Consider the following 20,160-nt stretch of genomic DNA (forward strand, 5'->3'; position numbering starts at 1 on the left):
CAGAGGAGACCGTTATGCACGGTGAAGGCCAGTGGGGGGTCCCCGGCTACACCGAGATCCGCGACCTGGGCTCGGGCGCGTCCGGGCGCGTGGTCCTGGCCAGGCGCGACCACGACGGCGTCGAGGTGGCCATCAAGTACCTCAGCGACGAGCTGAAGACCGACATGGGGTTCGTCGCGCGCTTCCGGCACGAGGCCCGGCTGCTCGGCACGCTCCAGAGCCAGTACCACGCCCGGTTGATCGACTACGTCGAGTCCGGCCAGGGCGCGGCGATCGTCATGGAGCTGATCAACGGGGTGTCGCTGCGCGAGATCCTCAGGTCCGAGGGTCCCACCGGCCCTGAGGCGGCGCTGACCGTCCTCAAGGGCTCGCTCCAGGGTCTGGCCTCGGCGCACGCGCTCGGCGTCGTCCACCGCGACTTCAAGCCCGAGAACGTCATGGTCCAGGGCGACGGCACCAGCAAGCTCGTGGACTTCGGCATCGCGGTCAAGGCGGGCGAGGGCGCGAGCGCCGCGGGCACGCCGCCGTACATGGCGCCCGAGCAGTGGTCGGGCGGTCCTCCCGCGCCCCCGACGGACGTGTACGCGGCGACCGTCGTGTTCTTCGAGTGCCTGACCGGCACCCGGCCCTTCCGCGCCCCCAACATCGCCGCCCTGGCCCGCCAGCACCAGAGCTCCCCGCCGCCGGTGGACGAGGTGCCCGCGCCGCTGCGGAGCCTCGTCGAGCGCGGCCTGGCCAAGGAGCCGGGCCGGCGGCCGCCGTCCGCGGAGGCGTTCCTGACCGAGCTGGAGGCGGTCGCGGCCGAAGGGTACGGGTCCGACTGGGAGGAGCGCGGGCGCCGCCGCCTGGCCGCGCTCGCCGGCCTGCTGGTCCTGCTCTTCCCGACCGCCCTCGACGAGCCCGCCCAGACGCAGACCTCGCTGGCCGAGACCCGCTTCCGCGACCCGGCGCGCGTCCTCGGCAAGCTGCCCGCGAAGATCGCCATCGGCGCGACCGCCGTCGGCGTGCTGGTGGCGGTGGCCGTGGTCATCGCCAACGCCTCGTCGGACACGCCGGTGCTGCGGGCGCAGACCAGTACGGTCTCCCCCACCACGGCCGTGCCCGCGACGCCGGAGCCCGAGGAGAGCGACGAGACGGACGAGGAGCCGACGCCCACCCCCTCGGCCGAGGCGACCACCCCCAAGGCGACGCCGACGCAGAGCGCCGCGCCGCCGCCCGTGCAGCCGACCGCCACCACGCGGCCCACAAAGCGGCCGACGCGCAAGCCCACGCCCAAGGCCGTCGCCACCCCCGTCAAGACGCCTCCCAAGACCAAGAAGCCGACCCCGACCCCGTCTCCCGAGCAGCCCCAGATCACCGGCACGCCCCACGACCCCGAGGGCAACACCCCGCCGACCACGGCCGCGCCCACCCCGACGCCCCCCGCCACCACGACCCCGCCGGCCCCGCCGACCCGGCCGGCCCCGACGCCCAGCTCGCCGCCCGCCGACGGCGGCGAGGGCGGGAGCGGAGGCGAAGGGGAGCCGTCGCCGGAGGAGCCCCGGATCGATCGCGGGAGCGACGCGCAGGCCGCGCTGCTCGCCTTCGGCCTGATGACGTCCGGCGCGGTTCCGGTCACACTTGCGGTGAGACGCCGTATGGCGGGACGCCACAGAAGGAAGCGCTGAGACGCGCCGGGGGGACGGCGGATGAACAACCCTGGACACGGGATCGCCGGTTTCCGGCTCACCGAACACACCTGGATGACCGAGCTCGGCAACTGGATCGACGCGATCTCACCCGATGGCCGCAGGGCGGGGGCGCTGCTGTTCGATCCCAAGATCATCGCTCTGCCCGGCGTGCGCGACCGGGTGGTGCACGCGGTCATGACCGACCAGCGGCTGGTGCTCGCCGGGCTGACCGGGCTGATCCCGGTGGCCGACGTGGTGGCGGCGGGCGACCAGGTGTGGCTGCTCACCGCGCAGGCGGTCAGCCCCACCCTGTCCGATCTGCTCGCCACCGCGCCGATCGGCCCGGCGGGTGCGGCGTCCGTGCTCGTGGAGACCGCCCAGACGCTCATCGGGCTGCACGCGGCCGGGGTCACGCACGGGTCCGTGCACCCGGGCACCGTGGTGATCACGGCGGAGGGCGCAGCGCTGCTGTCCGAGCGCGGGCTGTCCGACGCCATCCGCGGCCGGGTCGCGCCCCGCGAGCGGGACGCGGCGGGGTGGGCGTCGCTGGCGCGCGGGCTGGCCGCCTCGTTCGGGCAGGGCCGGCAGGAGGCCGCCGAGCTGTTCGAACGCGCCGCGGCCACGGCCGGGACCCTGGGCCTGGCCGCCGCCCGCGACGTGCTGGCCGGCCAGGCCACCGGCCGGGAGGAGCTGGCGCAGGCCGCGCGCGGGAGGTCGGCGTTCGCCCAGGCGCGGGCGTACGCGCCGCCGCCCGTCCTGCCGCCCGGGGACGAGGGCGACATCGTCACCCTGCTGCACGTCCCGGGCCGGTCCTCGGGGCCGGTGCAGTTCGGGCCGGGGATCAGCACGCAGGAGCAGCGGCCGGAGACGACGGCCGAGCGGATCTGGCGGGCCGGGCGCGACCAGGCCGCCACCGAGCACCGTCCCGGCGCCAGGCTCGCCAGGGCCTCGCGGGCGCGGCGGCGGCGCACGATCACCTCCGCGGCCCTCTTCGCGGTCGTCATGGCGGGGGCGGTCCTGGCCTGGTTCTACGTGGGGAACACGCCGGCGCTGGCGGTCGAGTCGATCGACGTGGTGGCGCCGAAGAAGACCCAGGGCTGCGACAAGGCCGTCCTGATCACCGGAACGGTGGTCACCAACGGGGCGCCCGGCGAGATCACCTACGAATGGCGCAAGAACCTGGACAAGGAGGTCGTCAAGGGAACGCTGCGCACGAAGGCGGACCAGACGACGTACGAGGTGCCGCTCCGGTGGACGCTCCAGGGCAGGAGCAACGTCAAGGCCACCGCCACGCTGCGGATCCTGACGCCCGGCCCGGTCCGCAGCGACAAGGCCAGCTTCACGTACAAGTGCTGATGCCCTCGCGACAATGCATATCAATGAGGTTCTTACTAATCTGGCGAACATGACCACGCAGACCCCCGCGGGCTGGTACCCGGACCCGTACGGAGAGCCCCAGCTCCGCTGGTGGGACGGCACCCAGTGGACCGACGCCCTCCACGCGCAGCAGTCCGGGCCGGGCGCGCCCCCGCAGCAGCCCTCCGGGCCGCAGCCGCAGCCCCCGTCGCAGCCGCAGCCCCAGCCCCCCTCGCAGCCCCAGCCGCAGCCGCAGTCGCAGCCCCAGTCGAGCCCCGACTGGTCGGCGACGCCCGCGAACCCCACGCTGCAGTTCGGCCAGCCGGCGTACGGGCAGGGGCCCTACGGCCGGCCGGCGGGCCCCACCCAGCCGGGGCCCACCCAGTGGGGCGGCCCGCCCCTGCCCGGGGTGACCTACGGCCCGCCGCCCAAGCAGTCCAACCCGCTGCCCTGGGTGTTCGGGGGTCTGGCGGCCCTGGTGGTGGTCGCGCTGATCGTGGTGGCCGGCATCTTCTTCATCAACCGGAGCACCACGCCGACGGCGTCGCTGCCGACACCGGCCGACACGTTCGAGCAGGAGGACCCGCCGAGCCAGGACCCCCCGTCCAGCGAGCCGCCCTCCCAGGGCGTCACCGAGCTGCCCCAGCCGGTCGGCGGCCGCATCACCGACCCGCAGTCCGGCCTGTCCTTCGAGGTGCCCGGCAACTGGACGGTGCCCCAGCCCGCCGAGGTCAACGGCCCCAACCCGGCCCCGACCCAGCAGCTGTGGTCGGGCGCGGTGCAGGCGGTCTCGCAGGCGAAGTACGACGGCGAGGGCGACTGGATCGGCAACATCTACACGGGCCTGCTCAACGAGCTCTATCCCTATTCCGGCGCCGCCGGCATGGGCGACACGGCCAAGGCGGTCTTCGTCGACTTCTCCACCAAGTTCTACCAGCTCGCCCACGAGACCAAGGTCGTGGAGGACAAGGCGATGAAGATCGGCGACAAGGACGCCTGGGTGCTGCAGTTCCAGCTCGACTTCTCCAAGGTCTCGGAGGAGAAGGGCTACAAGTGGAAGAAGGAGAACGGCGCGATCGTGCTCATGGACCGCGGCGACGGGCAGCGTCCGGCCATCATGTACGCCTCCGTTCCCGACAATCTGGGCACCGACGTGCTGGCCAAGGTTCTCGGCTCGCTCAAGCCCGCCTAATCAGTGGCACTAGGCTGGTGGGGTAACAAGCGGGCGGATTGCTCCGAGCCGCTGGGCGAGGAGAGCGAATGAGTGACTTGCTGGTCTGGATCGACTGCGAGATGACCGGGCTCGACCTGGGTCGCGACGCGCTCGTCGAGGTGGCGTGCGTCATCACCGACAGCGAGCTCAATCAGCTGGACGAAGGCGTCGACGTGGTCATCAAGCCGCCGCCGGAGTCGCTGGAGCAGATGTCGCAGGTCGTGCGCGAGATGCACACCGCCTCGGGGCTGCTGCCCGAGCTGGCGGGCGGTGTGACGCTGGCGGAGGCCGAGTCGGTCGTGCTCGACTACATCCGGCGGCACGTCCCCGAGCCGAAGAAGGCGCCGCTGTGCGGCAACTCGATCGGCACCGACCGCACGTTCATCTCGCGCGACATGCCCGGGGTCGACGGCTACTTGCACTACCGGATGATCGACGTCTCGTCGATCAAGGAGCTGGTGCGCCGCTGGTACCCCCGCGTCTACTTCGCGGCGCCCGAGAAGCAGGGCGGACACCGGGCTCTGGCGGACATCATGGAGAGCATCAGGGAGCTGCGCTACTACCGCGCGGCGATCTTCGTCGCCCAGCCGGGGCCCGACTCGGCGACCGCGAGATCCCTGGCAGAGCGTGTCAGCGGCTAAAGGAGTGGCGTAAAGACTCCCGAACCCCGCTACACTTTTCCTGTGCCACCACACAGGGGTGGCTCATGGTGGGTGTAGCTCAGTTGGCAGAGCGCCAGGTTGTGGTCCTGGATGTCGAGGGTTCAAGTCCCTTCACTCACCCCAACGAGGCACGGCCGGTCCTTCGGGACCGGCCGTTGCCGTTTTCTCCCAACAACGTCCCCAAATCATGACATTGCGAGTTATGCTCGCTGTCTACCGCTAACGCCGGAAGCACGGGGGCCATCGGCGATCTGACCGTCTGCGCGCCACCCGGAGGCCGGATGAGAGTCGACGACGCAGCGTTCGATAGCGTGTTCACGTCCCTGAGCAAGCGTGAAGCCGAGGTCATGGACCTGATCGCCACCGGTCAGTCCAACGGGCAGATCGCTCAACGGCTGTTCCTCAGCGAGAAGACGGTCAAGAACCACGTCAATCGCATCTACGCCAAGCTAGGGGTGGACTCACGGGTCACGGCCATCGGCCTGTGGCGCTCCCGCCAGGAGTAACGCTTTCCGCGAGCCGGCCCGAGAGAACCGGCGGGCCGGCCACCGGCCTGCCGTCGCGGGCCACCGGTTCCATGAGCACTTTCAGGGGCAGACCCCTTGGCATGGTTCAGAGACCGCGAGTCGTGGTGGTGGGCGGTGGATTCGCCGGGCTGGCCGCCACCAAGGAGTTGGCCAAGGCCGGAGCGCTGGTGACGCTCATCGACCGCAACCCGTACGCGACCTTCCAACCCCTCCTCTACCAGGTGGCCACCGCCAGCATGGGCAGTGCGGACGTGTCGTACCCGATCCGCACGTTCGCGGCCAGGTGGCCCAACGTGCGGGCGCGGCGGGCGGCGCTGAGCAAGATCCTGCCGGACGAGCGGCGGGTGGAGCTCGACGACGGCAGCGGGCTCGAGTACGACTACCTCGTGCTGGGCACCGGCGTCACCACCAACTGGCTCGGCATCGAGGGAGCGCAGGAGAACGCGCTGCCCATCTACTCGCTCAGCGACGCGGGGGTGCTGCGCCGCCGGTTCCAGCACTACCTGGAGGACACCGCGGCGGGCCGGCGCGAGAGCGTGCACGTCGTGGTGGTCGGCGCGGGCGCGACCGGGGTCGAGATGGCGGGCACGCTGGCCGAGCTGCGGCGGCGCACGCTGCCGCTGACGCATCCCGAGATCAAGCCGCAGCAGACCAGCGTGACGCTGGTGGAGCGGTTCGACTATGTGCTGGCGCCGTACAAGCCGCGGCTGCGCGACAGGGCGGCGGCCGCGCTGCGCAGGAGAGGGGTCAATCTGCGGCTGGGCGCCACGGTGGCCTCCGTCGAGCCGGACGCCGTGGTGCTGTCCGACGGCACGCGGCTGCCCTCCGACATCACCGTGTGGGCGCTCGGCGTCACCGCGCCCAAGCAGGCGGGCGACTGGGGCCTGCCGCAGGGCAAGGGCGGGCGGATCACGGTCACGCAGGCGCTGAACGTGCCGGACCATCCCGAGATCTTCGTGGCGGGTGACCTGGCGGGGCCGCCCAACCCGCTCCCCCAGCTCGCCCAGCCGGCGATCCAGATGGGCAAGCACGTGGGCAGGCAGATCGTCGCGGTGCACCAGGGGCGGTCGCCGGCGGCGTTCAAGTATCGCGACCCGGGCATCATGGCCACCGTCGGCAAGGCGGAGGCCGTTTTGCAGCTGTCCAACGGGATGACCGCGTACGGGCTGCCCGCCTGGCTGGCGTGGATCTTCATCCACGTGGCGTACCTGCTGGGCGGGCGCAACCGCATGACCGTGCTGCTGAACTTCTTCTGGCGCTACTTCGGGCCGCGCCGCGCGGCCACCAGCGTCACGGAGTAAGAGCCTCCGACAGGGCCCGGAGGCCGTGGTCGACGTCGGCCTCCGGGATGTTCAGCGCGGGCCGCAGGCGGACCGAGCGGGGCCCGCAGGGCAGCACCAGCACCCCGTGCTCCTCCCTGAGGCGGGTCACCAGCGCGTCGCGCTCGGCCTGGCCGGGCAGGTCGAAGGCACACATCAGGCCCCGGCCGCGGACGTTCGAGATCGACTCGGGGCGCTCGGCCTCCAGCTTCGTGAGGCGTTCGAGCAGCACGTTGCCGAGGGCGCCGGCGCGGGTGATCAGGCCGTCGCGCTCGACGATCTCCAGGATGCCCCGGCTGCGTACCATGTCCACCAGGCCGCCGCCCCAGGTCGAGTTGATCCGCCCGCTCTGCCGGAACACGTTGTCGGGCACCAGGTCGACGCGGCGGCCCGCCATGATCCCGCCCACCTGCACCTTCTTGGCGAAGGCCACCACGTCCGGAGCGAGGCCCAGCTGCTGGTACGCCCACGGCGTCCCGGTCGTCCCGCCGCCCGTCTGAACTTCGTCAAGGATGAACAGGGCGTCGTACTCGTGGCACAGGTGCTGCATGGCCTGCAGGAACTCGGGCCGCATGTGGTTGTCGCCGCCCTCGCCCTGGATGGGCTCGGCGATGAAGCAGGCGATGTCGTGCGGATGGCGCTCGAACGCCTCGCGGGCCTGGGCCAGCGCGCGCTCCTCGGCCGCCTCCACGTCCCCGAAGTGGATGGCGGGCACGTCGATCCGCGGCCAGCCGAACTTGGGGAAGCGGTCGGTCTTGCCGGGCTCGGTGTTGGTGAGGCTCAGGGTGTAGCCGCTGCGGCCGTGGAAGGCCTTGGTCAGGTGCAGGACCTGGGTGCCCAGGTCGCGCGAGCGTCCGGCGGCCTCGTTGCGGCGGCTCTTCCAGTCGAAGGCGGTCTTGAGCGCGTTCTCGACGGCCAGGGCGCCGCCCTCGACGAAGAACAGGTGCGGCAGGTCGGGGTCGCCCAGCACGCGGACGAAGGTGTCGACGAAGTCCGCCAGGTGCTCGGTGTAGATGTCGGGGTTCGCCGGTTTGTTCCGGGCGACCTGGCCGAGCAGGAGGGCGAAGTCGGGGTCGAAGGGCGGGTTCACCCCGAGCGGGGCCGAGGCGAAGAACGTGTAGAAGTCGAGGTAGCGGCGGCCGTTTCGGGCGTCGACGAGCCAGGAGCCGCGACTGAGCTCAAGATCGAGCACGAGCCGGTATCCGTCGACGAGCAGGTGGCGGGCGAGGCGGGCGTGTACGTCCATGGCGACTCCACGTGCGTCGGTCTGACCGGATGTTCCTCTTGAGGAACACGGGCATCTACGCAAAATTTACGGCATACCTACCCCGCGAGAGAAGTTCTTCACGCGGAACGACAGACCGATCATGGCGATGCCGTGCAGGATCGCGAAGATTCCGACCAGCCAGACGAGGCTGAGCAGACCCGCGCCCGGCCAGATGAGCAGCAGGATGCCGAAGATCAGCGACAGGACGCCGCCGATGATGAGCAGCCATTCGTTGTCGATGGCCTTGCGGAGTTTGATGCCCGCGAGAATCTCCGCGACGCCGGCGAAGATGGCCCAGAAGGCCATGACGAAGAGCAGGGCCAGCGCCGTGATGCCCGGCCAGATAAATGTCGCTATACCGGCCAATATCCCGATAATTCCCGAGAAGATCAGCCAAGCGCGCGACTCGGCCCCGTGCCGGAACCCGGCGAGCAGCTCAGCCACGCCTCCGACCAGCGCGTACGCACCGAAGAAGATCACGAGCACGAGCAGCGTGATCGCCGGCCAGATGAGCGCCAGGATGCCGAAGATCAGCGAGGCGAGGCCGCGTATGAGTAGAAGCCACCACGACCGTGTGATATCTCCCATATTGGTCTGATTTCCAGGTAATGCCGGAAAACAGACCAGCGTGGGGTCAAATGTCGGTGATCCGCACTCCAACGGTGCCGGTACTCCCCCTGCGGAGCCTGCTGCCGAGCAGCGTGATCCGCCCCAGGAGGCCGTACTTGCGCCGCAGCAGCCCGCGCACCCGCTCGGTCTCCGCCGCGTCCAGCACCACGGCCCGGCCCTCGACCGGCTCGGTCCTCAGCCTGCCCCGCACGTCGCAGCCGGCCACGCTGACCCTGGGGTTGTTCGCGATCCGCTTGATCTTGCCGGAGTCGGCGACGGTCCAGAAGACCACCGCGTCACCGTCCTGCGCGGCCCACACCGGAGTCGCGACAGGGGTGCCGTCCCTCCGGTACGTGGTCACCGAGATGTACTGCTCTGCCCCGAGGTTCATCACACGTGCGAGTAGACCACGATCGACACCGCGATGTACTGGACCAGGTACGCGGCGAGGGTGAAGGCGTGGAACACCTCGTGGAAGCCGAACCAGCGGGGCGACGGGTCCGGACGGCGCAGGCCGTACACGATCGCCCCGGCCGAGTAGAAGACGCCGCCGACCGCCACCAGCACGACGGCGGCCACGCCCGCGCCCTGCAGCAACTGCGGCATCACGAAGATCGCGGTCCAGCCCAGCGCCAGATAGAGGACGGTGTAGAGCCAGCGCGGGGCACCCATCCAGAACACGCGGAACAGCACCCCGGCCAGCGCGCCGCCCCAGATCACGGAGAGCACCGCGATCCTCGCCACCCCATCCAGCGCGAGCAGGGCGAAAGGCGTGTACGTGCCGGCGATGATCAGATAGATGTTGGCATGGTCGAACCGGCGCAGGAACTCCGCCAGCCGCGGCCCCATCGTGCCCCGGTGATAGGTCGCCGAGATCCCGAACAACAGACCGGACGTGATGGCGTAAACGGCGGAGGCCATCCGCGCCTGCAAGGTCGGGCCGAGCGCCACGAGCACGAACCCCGCGACCAGCGTCACGGGCAGCGCCCCGGTGTGCAACCAGCCTCGCAGCCTGGGCTTGACGGTGATGGTCGTCATGAAACCTACGGTACCGTAGGTTAGCGTCGCCTTACTTCGGAGGTCCGCCGTACGCGGACTTTCGCAGGTCAGAGACCGCTGAAGAAACGCGCGGCGATGGGGACGGCGGCCTGCCGGCCGGAGCCGCCGTGCCGTACGAAGACGCAGAAGGCCAGGTCGTCCCGGTAGCCGATGAACCACGCGTGCGACAGCTCCTCGTCCGGCACCTCGGCCGTCCCCGTCTTGCCCGCCACGCCCGCCGGCAGCCCCATGTCGCTCGCCGTCCCGTGATCGACCACGGCGGCCATCATGTCCCTGAGCGAGGCCACGATCCCCTCGTCCATGCGCACGTCCTTGTGCGGGACGCCGTCGATCCGGCGCACCTCCGCGTCCGACAGCAGCCGGGGCGAGCGCCAGGTGCCGCTCTGCACGGCGGCGGCGAGCGCGGCCATGCACAGCGGCGTCGCGACCACCTGGCCCTGGCCGATGGCGTCGAGGCCGAACATGTCGGGATCGTCGGTCTCCTGCATGGTCCCGCAGGTGCCGCCGATGCCGGTCGCTATCTGGCGGCCGAACCCCCACTCGTCCGCCGTCTCCCGCAGCTGGTCAGCGGTGAGCCTGGTGGTGGCCTGCTCGACGAACGTCGTGTTGCAGGAGTACGCGTAGGCGTCGGTGAAGCTGATGAGCCCGCGGTCCACCTCGCCGTCGTTCTTGAAGGGCGCGTGGAACGGGATGGTGTACGTGCCGGGGCACCGGACCTCCGCCGCCGGGTCGAGCCCGCTCCCGAGCAGCGCCGCCGCCGTGATCGTCTTGAAGACGGACCCCGGCGGGAAGACGTCCCGGACCGCGCTGTAGTTGTTCTTGAGCCGGTCGGCCAGCGCCAGGATCTCGCCGGTGCTCGGCCGGATGACGACCATCGCGGAGTCGTCGACCCCGTCCAGCGCCCTGGCGGCCGCCGCCTGCACGGGCCGCGACAGCGTGGTGCGCTCGACGTCGGCCTTGGGCCGGCGGGCCAGCAGCTGCCTGGCCGGCTGCCCCGGCACCTTGGACACCAGCTCCCAGCCTCGGGACGACGACCCGAACTCGGGCTTGAGCTGGTCGAGGTAGGCGTCCGCGTAACTGTCGTTCGGGATCCGCTCGCCCTCGCTGGTGACCAGCTCGGCCGCCGACGCGTCGACCTCGTCCAGCTCCAGCGTGCCGCCGCCCCCGAGCAGGGGGTGCAGCGTCTCGGGGGCCCACAGCACCTTCCAGGCCCGATCCCGCACGCCGAGCCGCAACGTGCTGTCGAACGGCCACGCCCCCAGGTCGGCGAGCTGCCGCACCCCGGTGAACGGCACCTCGGCGGCCCCCTCCCCCATGCTCTTCAAGCGCCCCGGGGTCAGCCGGATGGACTCGATGTGGAGCTCCTCCGTCAGCCGGTGATGCCGGATCGCGAAGTCGGGCGGCGGCTCGTACACCAGTCGCGCCATGCGCGACACGTCACCCTTGCGCCAGGCGTCGAAGTAGTCCGCGGCGGTCTGGGAAGCGCTGCCCTTGACCCGGTTCGACGCCGCGATCGCGAACGCACCAGCCCCAACTACCGCGACAAGTGCGATAACGAGCACAATCAGCCTTCGTCGTCGCATACGGTTTCTCCCAGGAGGGGATCAGCGTGGCACGAGGACAGCGGGAACCGATGCCCGGCGTGTATCCGGTGACGTTCGGCGAGGTCGAGCTTCTCCGTGACCTGGACAGGCAGGACGGCTGGGTGCTGTCCAAAGATGGCGTACCTCAGTCGTATGTTGATCTTCAAGATCCGACGTTTCTCGAATTTGAGTATGTACGACTCATGGCGGATGTGATCGACCTTTTGTCGGAAGGGCCGCTGAGCTGCGTACACGTGGGCGGCGGCGCCTGCACCATCCCCCGCTACATAGCCTCCACCAGGCCCGGCTCCCGCCACATCGTCATCGAGCCGGACGGCCTCCTCGTCAATCTGGTACGCGAGCAGCTCGACCTGCGTTCGGTGCCCCGCCTGAAGGTCATCGTGGCCGGGGGGCGCGAGGGCACCGCCAAGGTCTGGGACGACTCGGCGGACCTGGTGGTGCTGGACGCCTTCACGGGAGCGACGATGCCCGTCGACCTGGCCACGGCGGAATACATGGGCGACCTCGCCAGGATCCTCCGCCCGGACGGGACCCTCCTGATCAACCTGGCCGACGGCAAGGGCCTGGCCTTCGCCAGGCGCCTGCTCGCCACGGTGACCGGCACGTTCGGCCACGTGGCCCTGCTGGCGGAGCCGGGCGTCATGCGGGGCCGCCGCTTCGGCAACCTGATCGTGGCCGCCTCCCGCACCGGCCTGCCGCTGGACCTCATGACGCGGCGCGCGGCGGGCGGGCTGACGCAGGCGAGATGCGTGCACGGCGAGGCGCTGACCAACTTCATCGCCGGCGCCGCCCCCATCAAGGACGGCGACCCGATCCTCGCCCCCGTCCCCCCGCCCGCCGTCTTCGGCTGACCTGCCCGGTCCTCCCTGAGCCAGGACCTCTTCCCCGTGCGCCCAAAAAGTGATATCACTTTGATAGCAGACAGAGCCAGGTGGAAAAGGGGACGGGCGATGACAGACACATCGTTCGAAGGGACCGTCGTGGACATGCCGGCGCCGCACACCAGCGAGCGCCCCGTCCGGGCGGCCAACGGATTCGTGCTGATGGGGGTGGCGGTGGTGCTGATCCTGGGTGGGGTGGCGTTACTCGCGCTGGGGATCGTCATGCTCGCCGACGGGGCCGGGCAGTCCGGCGCGTGGCTGGTGGTGGCGGCCCCCCTCATAGTCCTGGTGGGCGCGACGCTGTGCTGCGGGCTCACCGCCGTGGCGCCGGGCGAGGCCAGGGTGGTGCAGCTGCTCGGCCGGTACGTCGGCACCCTTCGGACGCCGGGCTTCCAGTGGGTCAACCCGTTCACGGCGCGGCGGCGGGTGTCCACCAGGATCCGCAACCACGAGACCGAGGTGACGAAGGTCAACGACGCGGACGGCAACCCGATCCAGATCGCGACCGTGGTGGTCTGGCAGGTTCAGGACACGGCGCAGGCGGTGTTCGAGGTGGATGACTTCGTGGAGTTCGTCGCCATCCAGGCGGAGACGGCGGTGCGGCACATCGCGGGCGTCTACCCGTACGACTCGCACGGCGAGCCGCGGCTGTCGCTGCGGGACAACGCCGACGAGATCAACGAGCGGCTGTCCGCGGAGATCGGCGCCAGGGTGGCCTCGGCCGGGGTGAAGGTCATCGAGTCGCGCATCATCCACCTGGCGTACGCGCCGGAGATCGCCCACGCGATGCTCCGCCGCCAGCAGGCCGGCGCGGTGGTGGCGGCCAGGCAGCGGATCGTCGAGGGGGCGGTCGGCATGGTCGAGATGGCCCTGGCCAGGCTCGCCGAGCACGACGTGGTGGAGCTGGACGAGGAGCGCAAGGCGGCCATGGTCAGCAATCTCATGGTGGTGCTGGTCGGCGACCGCGACACCCAGCCGGTGGTCAACACCGGCACGCTCTACCAGTAATCGCCGTGGAGCGGAAGAAGATCCTGTTGCGGCTCGACCCGGTGGTCCACGACGCGCTGGCGAAGTGGGCCGCCGACGACCTGCGCAGCACGAACTCGCAGATCGAGTTCCTGTTGCGCAAGGCCCTTTCGGAGGCCGGTCGCCTGCCCGACAGCGTGGGGCGCATGCGCCCCCGCGGGCGCCCGCGCAAGGCCCCGGAGCCGGAAGATGCCCTGGAAGGAGGGGAGACGGCCGATGGAACCGCGGACGACGACACAGCAGGGTGAGTCCTGGCCGAGGTCGGTTTTCCTGCTGGCCTTCGACCTCCGCAAGGAACGGCCGGCCAACCGCCGCCGGCTGGGCTGCCTCCTGCGCGCGGCGGCGCTCGCCGAGCTCATGACGAGCGGCAGCCTGGCGGACGAGTCGGGCAAGGCGCGGGCGGTCACCGCCCCCGCCGCCCCCGGCCGGCTGCAGGCGGCCGTCTGGGAGCAGATCGCCGGCTCTCCGCCCCGGTCGTGGGGGAGCTGGATGCGCAAGGACCACGCGCAGGCGTATCGGCTGGTCCGCGACGAGCTGGAGGCCGCCCGGCTGGTCCGGGTGGAGCGCCACCGGGTTCTGCTCTTCCCGGTCGAGCGGGTCACGCCACGCAAGCCACACCTCTCGCGCAGACTCGCCGAGCGCGTCGCCCGCGCGGTCCACGGCAGCCGGCCCATCAGCCGGGTGAGCCCGGACGTCCGCGTCCTGGCCGCGCTGGCGGCGGCGGCCCGGCTCAAGACGGTCCTGCCCGACCGGGAGTGGCCTCTCCACCAGCGCAGGGTGGAGCAGCTGTCGGCACCCATCGAGCCGATCACCACGGCGCTGCGGAAGAACCTGCAGGCCGCCGAGAGCTCCGGCTGAGTGGAGCCGTCCGCACCGCCTTCCAGTCCATCGAGCGCATGCGCGCCCACGGCAGCGAGGGCCGCGGGCTCAGCTCCGGGGCGATGGACCTGCTGTTGCGGCTGAGCGACGCGGACGACGGCGGCGTCAGCATCGGAGAGCCGGCCCAGTCGGCCGGCGTCAGTCCGAGGAACGCCATGGCGGCGATCTTCCGGGGGTTCTCCCCCGAGGAGCTGACGTCGCTGCGTCACCTGTGCCTGCGGCTGGCCGAGCACCTGGCCGCCCAGGAGGCCCGATGAGCGCGCACGGCCGAGCGCTTCCGGCTCCGCGACGGGAAGATCGCCACGATCATGCTGATCTTCGACGCGGCGCCGTGGCAGCCGATGGCGGCCGCGATCAGGTGAGCGGCGCGGCGGCCGCCGTCTGGCGCCAGATCCTGCCGTCCCTGATGACCAGGGTGCCGTACGTGGTGACGCGGTTCCCGGCGATCGTCATCAGGGCGTTGTAGAAGATCACGTCGTCGGTCGTCCGCACCGAGACGATCTCGTCCACCTTGGGCTCCGCCGAGAGGTACGCGGCGAACAGGTCCCTGATCTCGGCGGGGCCCCGGGCGACGCGGTCGAAGCGGACGACCGTGGCGTCGTCGTGATACTGGCCCAGCAGCGCCTCCAGGTCACGGTCGGCGATGGCGGCCAGCTGGCGGTCGAACAGGTCCTCGGCGGTCATGCGGCACCTTCCGGCTGCGGGCGGAACAGGTCCTCGGCGGTCATGCGGCGCGCTCCGGCTGCGGGCGGAACAGGTCGTAGGCGACCTGCGCCGCCGCGTACAGGATGATCAGGGGCAGCGCGGCGGCGACGGGAAGCGCCGAGGTGGCGAGCGTGAGCGCCGCCACGCCGAGGCGGATGGCGCCCGCCCGCCGGTCGGACGAGCACAGGTGTTGCAGGCCGAGCACGGCGAGCACCACGGCTGCCGGCAGCCCGACGGACCAGCTCGACGAGGACGGGTGCATGATCGCGTGTTCTATCCCGATCCCGAACGCCACCAGTCCCAGCGAGAGCGGCAGGTGCGAGTAGACCCACACCTGTCCGGCCAGCCGGGTGCGCAGCACGACGGACTCGTCGGTGTGGCCGAAGTACAGCCACCAGAAGCCCATCGCGATCGCCACCCCGGCCAGGGCGATCAGCAGCGTGCCCGGCGTCACGTCGTGCCCCTTGAGCCCGAGGACGACCGCCGCCACGACCTCGCCCAGGACGATCACCACGAACAGGCCGAAGCGCTCCGGCAGGTGCTCGCTCTGCGGCGGCAGCTTGCCCTGGGCCCGCCTGGTCAGCAGCGGCGTGACGAGGTCGATCGCGAGGGCGACGGCCCAGAACGCGTAGCGCTGGGGCGGGTCGACGGCGAGCGAGGCCAGCCAGATGAGCACCGCGACCGCGAACCCGACGGCGTAGCGGGTCGTCAGGGGCCGGGCGTCGGGCACGTGGCGGCCGGCGCGGACATAGGCCACGATGAGCAGCACTCTGACCACCACATACGCGATGGCGAAAAGTCCGGAACGCTGGTCGATGTCGCTCACGCTCGCCGCCATGGCCGCCACGGCCAGGATCTGCGGCAGCGCGAGCAACCGGTGGCTGACGTCGTCGGTGTCGAACCTGTTGGCGTAGAAGACGTAGCCCAGCCAGGCCCACCAGATCGGTACGAACAGGCCCACGAACGCCGGCAGGCTCCTGGGGAGCACGTCGGCGAGCTCGGCCACGGCCACGACGAAGACGAGGTCGTACAGGAGCTCCAGCCAGGTCGCCCTGCGGTGCGCGTCTTCGAACAGCCGTAATCGAGGTGGCTGCCACTGGGTCACCACTACACCCTCCCTTATGTAATTGTGTAATTATGCCCGTGGCCGGGGGCGGTTACGACACCTTTTTCAGGGTCAGGCAGGCCACCCGGTCCCCCGCCGTGCCCACCTCAGGACCCGAGGTCTTGGTGGCCTTGGCGTGGATGACGAGCGAGCCGGGCAGCTTGGCCGGGTCGAGGACCCAGTCGTTGCGGGCGGACGAGCGGCCCGCGCCCTCCGCGTTGGTGGTGAAGTCGAGCCAGACCTCGCTGGCCGGGCTGATCTCGCCGGCCTTGTGCTGGAAGTGTGGCCCCGTCTCGTCGGGCTTCTTCCCGCAGGGCTTGACGTGCAGGTGGGCGCCGTAGTGGTGGTTGGGAAGCAGGCCCTCGACGACGAGCGTGGTGCGCGTCTGACCGTCGGCCGACTCGACGTGGGCGCTGCCCTGGGCGCCCTGCGGGACGAGCTTGCGGTCGTAGACGATGGCGGCGGTGTCGGAGGTGGTGAACTGCCCCTCACCGGCCAGCCTGATCGCCGCGCTCGTGGCTCCCTCGCTGGGCCCCTCGCTGGGGCCCATGGCCTGCTGGAGCGGGGCGGGCGGGCCCGCGCAGGCGGCGGTGAGCATGATGGACAGGAGTGCGGGCACGCGCATGAGAGCCTCCATGGTCCGAGCCCCTTCGGCAGGAGGGCTCCGGGAGGGCACCCACTCTAACGAGTAATCAAGCCACTACATTGAGTATTCGGCGGTCAGGCGCCGTGTTTCGCCGCGATGTCGTCGATGATGGCCGCCAGCGTGAAGTCGAGGTCGGTCAGCCCGCCCGCGTCGTGGGTGGTGAGGACCAAGTGGAGAGTACGCCAGCGGATGTCGATGTCGGGGTGGTGGTTGAGCTCCTCGGCCTTGACCGCGATCGCGTCGACGATGCGGATGGCCGTGGGGAAGTCGGGCGCCTCGATCGTGCGCCGGATCTCGTCGCCCTCGCGCCGCCATGCGGGCAGGTTCTCGCTCATGGCGCCACGTTACTTCAGCGCCCCCGAGCCGAGCCCGGACTGGATCTGGCGTTGGAAGATGATGTAGACGACCATGACCGGCAGGATCGTCATGCTCAGCGCGGCGAACAGGCCCGGCCAGTCCGCCTCGTACCCGGCCAGGGTGGAGATCTTGGCGATGCCCTGGGTGAGGACCCATTTGTCCGGGTCGCCGGCCAGGAGCACGAGGGGCAGCAGATACTGGTTCCACTGGCCGAGGACGTTGAAGATGGTGATGCTGATCAGGCCGGGCCGGGCCATGGGCACCATGATCTGGAAGAACGTCCGGGTGTGCGAGGCGCCGTCGATCATGGCCGCCTCGGCGACGGTCTGCGGCAGCGTCCGGAAGAACGCCGCCAGGAAGAAGACGGTGAAGGGCAGCGAATAGGCGATGTAGACGAGAACGAGCCCGACGTGGGAGTTCAGCAGGCCGAACTGCTTGACGACGAAGAAGAGCGGCCCCAGGGCCAGGAACACGGGAAACGCCAGCCCGGCCACGAAGTAGTAGTAGATGAGTTTGTTGCCGACGAACGTGTAGCGGGCCAGCACGTACGCCGCCATCGACCCGAACAACATCGTGCCCGCCGTGCCGAAGAAGACGACGACCACGGTGTTGAGCATGTACTGCCCGATGTGCGCCTTGTCCCAGGCCCGGCCCCACGAGTCCAGCCGCAGCGCCCCCGGGAGTTGCAGCGGGTCGCCGAAGATCTCGGTGTTGTTCTTGAACGACGCCAGGAACGTCCACAGCAGCGGCAGGATGATCAGCAACGCCCAGACGGCCAGCGCCACGTGCGAGAGCCCGTTGAGCACGCCGGGCCGCGGCCTGTTTCTGGCCATCTAGAGCTCAACCCTTTCACGCCTGGTCGTCCGCAGTGTAAGCACGGCGAAGGTCACGGTGAGGAAGAACAGCGCCACGCCCATCGCGGAGGCGTATCCGACCTTGTTGTAGGCGAAAGCCGTTTTGTAGATGGTGACCGGGAGAATGGTCGTGGCGCCGTCCGGCTCGCCTTTGTCGCCGGCCAGCACCTGCACCAACGCGAATCCGTCGAAGGCCGCGATCCCCAAATAGATCCAGCCGACCTGGATGGTGTCGCGCAGCAGCGGCAGCGTTATCGAGAAGAACAGCCGGACACGGCCGGCGCCGTCCAGCGCGGCGGCCTCGAAATAGTCCTTGGGAATGGCCGCCATGCCCGCCGAGAACAGCACCACGTAAAAGCCGACGCCCTGCCAGATCATCACCGCGATGATCGACCAGAGGGCCAGGCCCGGCTCGGTGAGCCAGCCGACGGGCTCGGCGCCGAACCTGGCGAGCACGCCGTTGATGACGCCGTCCGCGTCGGGGCGGTAGACCGCCTGGAAGAGCACGCCCACCACGGCCACGGCCAGGACCTGGGGGAAGAAGAACACCACCCGGTAGAACTTCGACCCCCAGACGCCGCTCATGCCCGCGCCGCGCGTGCCGCCGCCCAGGTTCAGCAGGAACGACAGGAACAGCGCGATGACGATCGTCGCGATCGGCAGCACGAGCAGCATGATCCCGTGGTTGCGCAGGGCCTGCCAGAACACCTCGTCGTCGAACAGCCGGCCGAAGTTGTCCAGCCCCACGTACCGCACGATCGAGCTGTATCCGTTCCAGCTCGTCAGGGAGAGCTGGAACGCCTGGACATAGGGGCTGATGACGAAAACCGAATAGAGCGCCAGGGGGACGACGAGGAATCCGGCGACGAACCCGTACTTGCGCAGCCGCTCCATCTGCTCACTGGCTCCGCGTCTGCTTGGCGACCGCGTCGTCCTTCTTGATCTCGTCGGCCTTCTTCTGCATGTTCGCGCAGAACTTGTCCGGGGTGATGCGCCCGGCCATGACCACGTTGATCTGCTGGGTGCCGTAGTCGAACAGCTCCTTGTACCAGCCCTCGAAACGCGCGTCGGTGATGATGTTCTGGCCGGCCGCGTCCTGGGCCTTGGCGGCGCTCATCAGCCCGGCGGGCAGGTCGAGCCCGGCGGCGGCGCCGTTCACCACGGTGAGGTTCTCGGTCTTCTCCGTGAATCCGCGCGCGCCTTCCTTGGACAGCATGATGCGCAGGTATTCGAGGCCGCCCTGCGGGTTCTTGCCCTTGGCCGCGACGACGAAGTTCTCGCCGACGCCGACCTGGATGGCGCCGTACGGCATCTTGTCGGCGGCGGTGACGTCGGGGATGGGGGCGATCGCGTATTCGAAGTCGTCGGGCTTGTCCTTGGCCATCTCGTTCTCGACCCAGGAGCCCACGGGGTAGAAGAGCAGCTTGTTCTGGAGCTGCTTGACCTGGGTCTGGGTGTGGTCGAGCCCGAAGTACGCTTTGTCGCCATATTTCGCCTGAATGTCCACCCAGGCCGTGACCGCCTGCTTCATCGGCTCGGCGTTCCAGGCGTTGTCGACCAGGTTGTCGATGTCGATGATGACCTGGTTCCCGCCGATCTTGGCGGCCGTGTAGAGGACGTTCCAGAGCTGGTAGTACGGGCCCTTCTGCCCCGGGTACGCGAAGAGCAGGATGCCTTCCTGCTTGGCCGTGTCCCCCAGCGCCGTGAACTCGGCCCACGTCCTCGGCAGCGACCATCCCTTGGCCGCGAACAGCTTGGCGTTGTACCAGAGCGCGCGGTGGGAGACGGTGTAGTTCAGGACGAGGTCCTTGCCGTTGATCTTGGCGTTGTCGATCACGGCGGGGGTGACGGTGTCGCGGATCTTCTTGGCAGGGTCGTCGATCGACGGGGCGTCGAAGAGCACGGTGAGGTCGGCGAGGTGGTTCTCGGCGGCCAGCGCGGCCAGGTCCATCGAGTCGGGGCCGGAGTTGTTGAGCACGTCGGGCACGTCGCCGCCGGCGAAGCGCGGGCGTAACTGGGTGCCGATCTGCTGGGTGGCGTTGTGCTTGACCGACACGCCGGGGAACTCCTTCTTGTAGAGCTCCTCGTGCAGGTCCTTGGCGTACGCGTCGCCGTACCCGCCGCTGAAGATGACCACCTCCAGCGGCTTCTTGGGGTCGACGCCGAACGGGTTCCTGGTGTCGGCGGAGGCGGTGATGCTGGGGGCGGCCGAAGGCTCGCCCCCGGCACCGGCCGTGGCGCAGGCGCTCAGGAGGCCCGCACCGGGGCCGGCGACGAACGCGGTCATACCGAGGCGGCGCAGCAGCTGACGCCGAGTGATCTCGCCCGGAGGGGTCATGAGGGCTCCTGAATTAGGAAAGTTTCCTAAACGTTTGCCCGAACGTACGAACGGCCCCCGACACGCGTCAAGGGGGTGCAATC

Annotated in this window: 23 protein-coding genes and 1 tRNA gene; 12 read left to right on the forward strand and 12 right to left on the reverse strand. The window is 70.0% G+C overall.

The features are described from left to right. Positions 1 to 14: 14 nt before the first annotated feature. The 7 genes from H4W80_RS25310 to H4W80_RS25340 all read left to right on the forward strand — a co-directional run bounded on the left by H4W80_RS25310 (position 15) and on the right by H4W80_RS25340 (position 6,729). Positions 15 to 1,667, forward strand: a complete 1,653-nt coding sequence (locus tag H4W80_RS25310; RefSeq protein ID WP_192787379.1) for a serine/threonine-protein kinase — start codon at positions 15 to 17, stop codon at positions 1,665 to 1,667. A 21-nt stretch (positions 1,668 to 1,688) separates the two neighbouring features. After that, positions 1,689 to 3,026 (forward strand): protein kinase family protein, encoded by a 1,338-nt coding sequence (locus H4W80_RS25315; RefSeq protein ID WP_192787380.1) that lies wholly within the window; start codon positions 1,689 to 1,691, stop codon positions 3,024 to 3,026. Positions 3,027 to 3,075: 49 nt separating this feature from the next. Beyond that, positions 3,076 to 4,218, forward strand: a complete 1,143-nt coding sequence (locus H4W80_RS61060; protein WP_225963653.1) for a DUF2510 domain-containing protein — start codon at positions 3,076 to 3,078, stop codon at positions 4,216 to 4,218. 68 nt (positions 4,219 to 4,286) lie between these two features. Continuing rightward, positions 4,287 to 4,880 carry an oligoribonuclease gene (orn, locus tag H4W80_RS25325; protein WP_192787381.1) on the forward strand — a complete coding sequence of 198 codons (594 nt, stop codon included), beginning with the start codon at positions 4,287 to 4,289 and terminating at the stop codon, positions 4,878 to 4,880. Positions 4,881 to 4,948: 68 nt separating this feature from the next. Next, positions 4,949 to 5,024 (forward strand) — tRNA-His (locus H4W80_RS25330). 188 nt (positions 5,025 to 5,212) lie between these two features. Further along, on the forward strand, positions 5,213 to 5,407 hold the full coding sequence (locus tag H4W80_RS25335) for a helix-turn-helix domain-containing protein (RefSeq protein ID WP_235030925.1): 195 nt from the start codon (positions 5,213 to 5,215) through the stop codon (positions 5,405 to 5,407). Between the two features lie 71 nt (positions 5,408 to 5,478). Next, complete coding sequence (locus H4W80_RS25340) at positions 5,479 to 6,729, forward strand: NAD(P)/FAD-dependent oxidoreductase (RefSeq protein ID WP_192787382.1); 1,251 nt, start codon at positions 5,479 to 5,481, stop codon at positions 6,727 to 6,729. On the opposite strand, the gene lat is transcribed toward H4W80_RS25340, so the two are convergent. From lat to H4W80_RS25365, 5 genes are all read right to left on the reverse strand, one after another. Further along, on the reverse strand, positions 6,719 to 7,993 hold the full coding sequence (gene lat / locus H4W80_RS25345; protein WP_192787383.1) for an L-lysine 6-transaminase: 1,275 nt from the start codon (positions 7,991 to 7,993) through the stop codon (positions 6,719 to 6,721). The two genes, H4W80_RS25340 and lat, sit on opposite strands and share 11 nt — an antisense overlap. A 66-nt stretch (positions 7,994 to 8,059) precedes the next feature. Next, a complete protein-coding gene (locus H4W80_RS25350; RefSeq protein ID WP_225963655.1) occupies positions 8,060 to 8,674 on the reverse strand; it encodes an HdeD family acid-resistance protein in 615 nt (204 codons plus the stop codon). Continuing rightward, on the reverse strand, positions 8,649 to 9,014 hold the full coding sequence (locus tag H4W80_RS25355) for a PPOX class F420-dependent oxidoreductase (protein WP_192787384.1): 366 nt from the start codon (positions 9,012 to 9,014) through the stop codon (positions 8,649 to 8,651). Before H4W80_RS25355 ends, H4W80_RS25350 begins: the two co-directional genes overlap by 26 nt. Continuing rightward, positions 9,014 to 9,661: a PAQR family membrane homeostasis protein TrhA gene (gene trhA / locus H4W80_RS25360; RefSeq protein ID WP_192787385.1), complete on the reverse strand. Its 648-nt coding sequence runs from the start codon at positions 9,659 to 9,661 to the stop codon at positions 9,014 to 9,016. The genes H4W80_RS25355 and trhA overlap by 1 nt, the downstream gene beginning before the upstream one ends. Positions 9,662 to 9,729: 68 nt before the next feature. Then, positions 9,730 to 11,244, reverse strand: a complete 1,515-nt coding sequence (locus tag H4W80_RS25365; RefSeq protein ID WP_192787386.1) for a penicillin-binding transpeptidase domain-containing protein — start codon at positions 11,242 to 11,244, stop codon at positions 9,730 to 9,732. Between the two features lie 71 nt (positions 11,245 to 11,315). Between H4W80_RS25365 and H4W80_RS25370 the strand changes: the two genes are divergently transcribed. From H4W80_RS25370 to H4W80_RS25390, 5 genes are all read left to right on the forward strand, one after another. Next, the gene (locus tag H4W80_RS25370; RefSeq protein WP_192793725.1) at positions 11,316 to 12,137 is read left to right on the forward strand and encodes a spermidine synthase; all 822 of its coding nucleotides are present in this window, start codon (positions 11,316 to 11,318) and stop codon (positions 12,135 to 12,137) included. Positions 12,138 to 12,236: 99 nt separating this feature from the next. After that, positions 12,237 to 13,175, forward strand: a complete 939-nt coding sequence (locus H4W80_RS25375; protein WP_192787387.1) for an SPFH domain-containing protein — start codon at positions 12,237 to 12,239, stop codon at positions 13,173 to 13,175. A gap of 5 nt (positions 13,176 to 13,180) precedes the next feature. Continuing rightward, a complete protein-coding gene (locus H4W80_RS25380; RefSeq protein ID WP_378525600.1) occupies positions 13,181 to 13,441 on the forward strand; it encodes a type II toxin-antitoxin system antitoxin in 261 nt (86 codons plus the stop codon). Further along, positions 13,410 to 14,051, forward strand: a complete 642-nt coding sequence (locus tag H4W80_RS25385; RefSeq protein WP_192787388.1) for a GOLPH3/VPS74 family protein — start codon at positions 13,410 to 13,412, stop codon at positions 14,049 to 14,051. The genes H4W80_RS25380 and H4W80_RS25385 overlap by 32 nt, the downstream gene beginning before the upstream one ends. Before the next feature lie 38 nt (positions 14,052 to 14,089). Further along, positions 14,090 to 14,329: a hypothetical protein gene (locus tag H4W80_RS25390; protein WP_192787389.1), complete on the forward strand. Its 240-nt coding sequence runs from the start codon at positions 14,090 to 14,092 to the stop codon at positions 14,327 to 14,329. Between the two features lie 97 nt (positions 14,330 to 14,426). Here H4W80_RS25390 and H4W80_RS25395 read toward each other — a convergent pair whose 3' ends face one another. The 7 genes from H4W80_RS25395 to ngcE form a co-directional block, all read right to left on the reverse strand. Beyond that, the gene (locus H4W80_RS25395) at positions 14,427 to 14,756 is read right to left on the reverse strand and encodes a nuclear transport factor 2 family protein (protein WP_192787390.1); all 330 of its coding nucleotides are present in this window, start codon (positions 14,754 to 14,756) and stop codon (positions 14,427 to 14,429) included. 40 nt (positions 14,757 to 14,796) lie between these two features. Next, positions 14,797 to 15,882, reverse strand: coding sequence for a low temperature requirement protein A (locus H4W80_RS25400; protein WP_192787391.1), 1,086 nt, complete (start codon positions 15,880 to 15,882; stop codon positions 14,797 to 14,799). 52 nt (positions 15,883 to 15,934) lie between these two features. Beyond that, on the reverse strand, positions 15,935 to 16,507 hold the full coding sequence (locus tag H4W80_RS25405; RefSeq protein WP_192787392.1) for a superoxide dismutase family protein: 573 nt from the start codon (positions 16,505 to 16,507) through the stop codon (positions 15,935 to 15,937). 95 nt (positions 16,508 to 16,602) lie between these two features. After that, complete coding sequence (locus H4W80_RS25410; protein WP_192787393.1) at positions 16,603 to 16,863, reverse strand: 4a-hydroxytetrahydrobiopterin dehydratase; 261 nt, start codon at positions 16,861 to 16,863, stop codon at positions 16,603 to 16,605. A 9-nt stretch (positions 16,864 to 16,872) separates the two neighbouring features. Continuing rightward, positions 16,873 to 17,718, reverse strand: coding sequence for a carbohydrate ABC transporter permease (locus H4W80_RS25415; RefSeq protein WP_192787394.1), 846 nt, complete (start codon positions 17,716 to 17,718; stop codon positions 16,873 to 16,875). Continuing rightward, positions 17,719 to 18,633, reverse strand: a complete 915-nt coding sequence (locus H4W80_RS25420; RefSeq protein ID WP_192787395.1) for a carbohydrate ABC transporter permease — start codon at positions 18,631 to 18,633, stop codon at positions 17,719 to 17,721. A 4-nt stretch (positions 18,634 to 18,637) separates the two neighbouring features. After that, a complete protein-coding gene (ngcE, locus tag H4W80_RS25425; RefSeq protein ID WP_192787396.1) occupies positions 18,638 to 20,077 on the reverse strand; it encodes an N-acetylglucosamine/diacetylchitobiose ABC transporter substrate-binding protein in 1,440 nt (479 codons plus the stop codon). Positions 20,078 to 20,160 lie beyond the last annotated feature (83 nt).

The organism is Nonomuraea angiospora (assembly GCF_014873145.1).
GTDB classification, from domain to species: Bacteria; Actinomycetota; Actinomycetes; order Streptosporangiales; family Streptosporangiaceae; genus Nonomuraea; species Nonomuraea angiospora.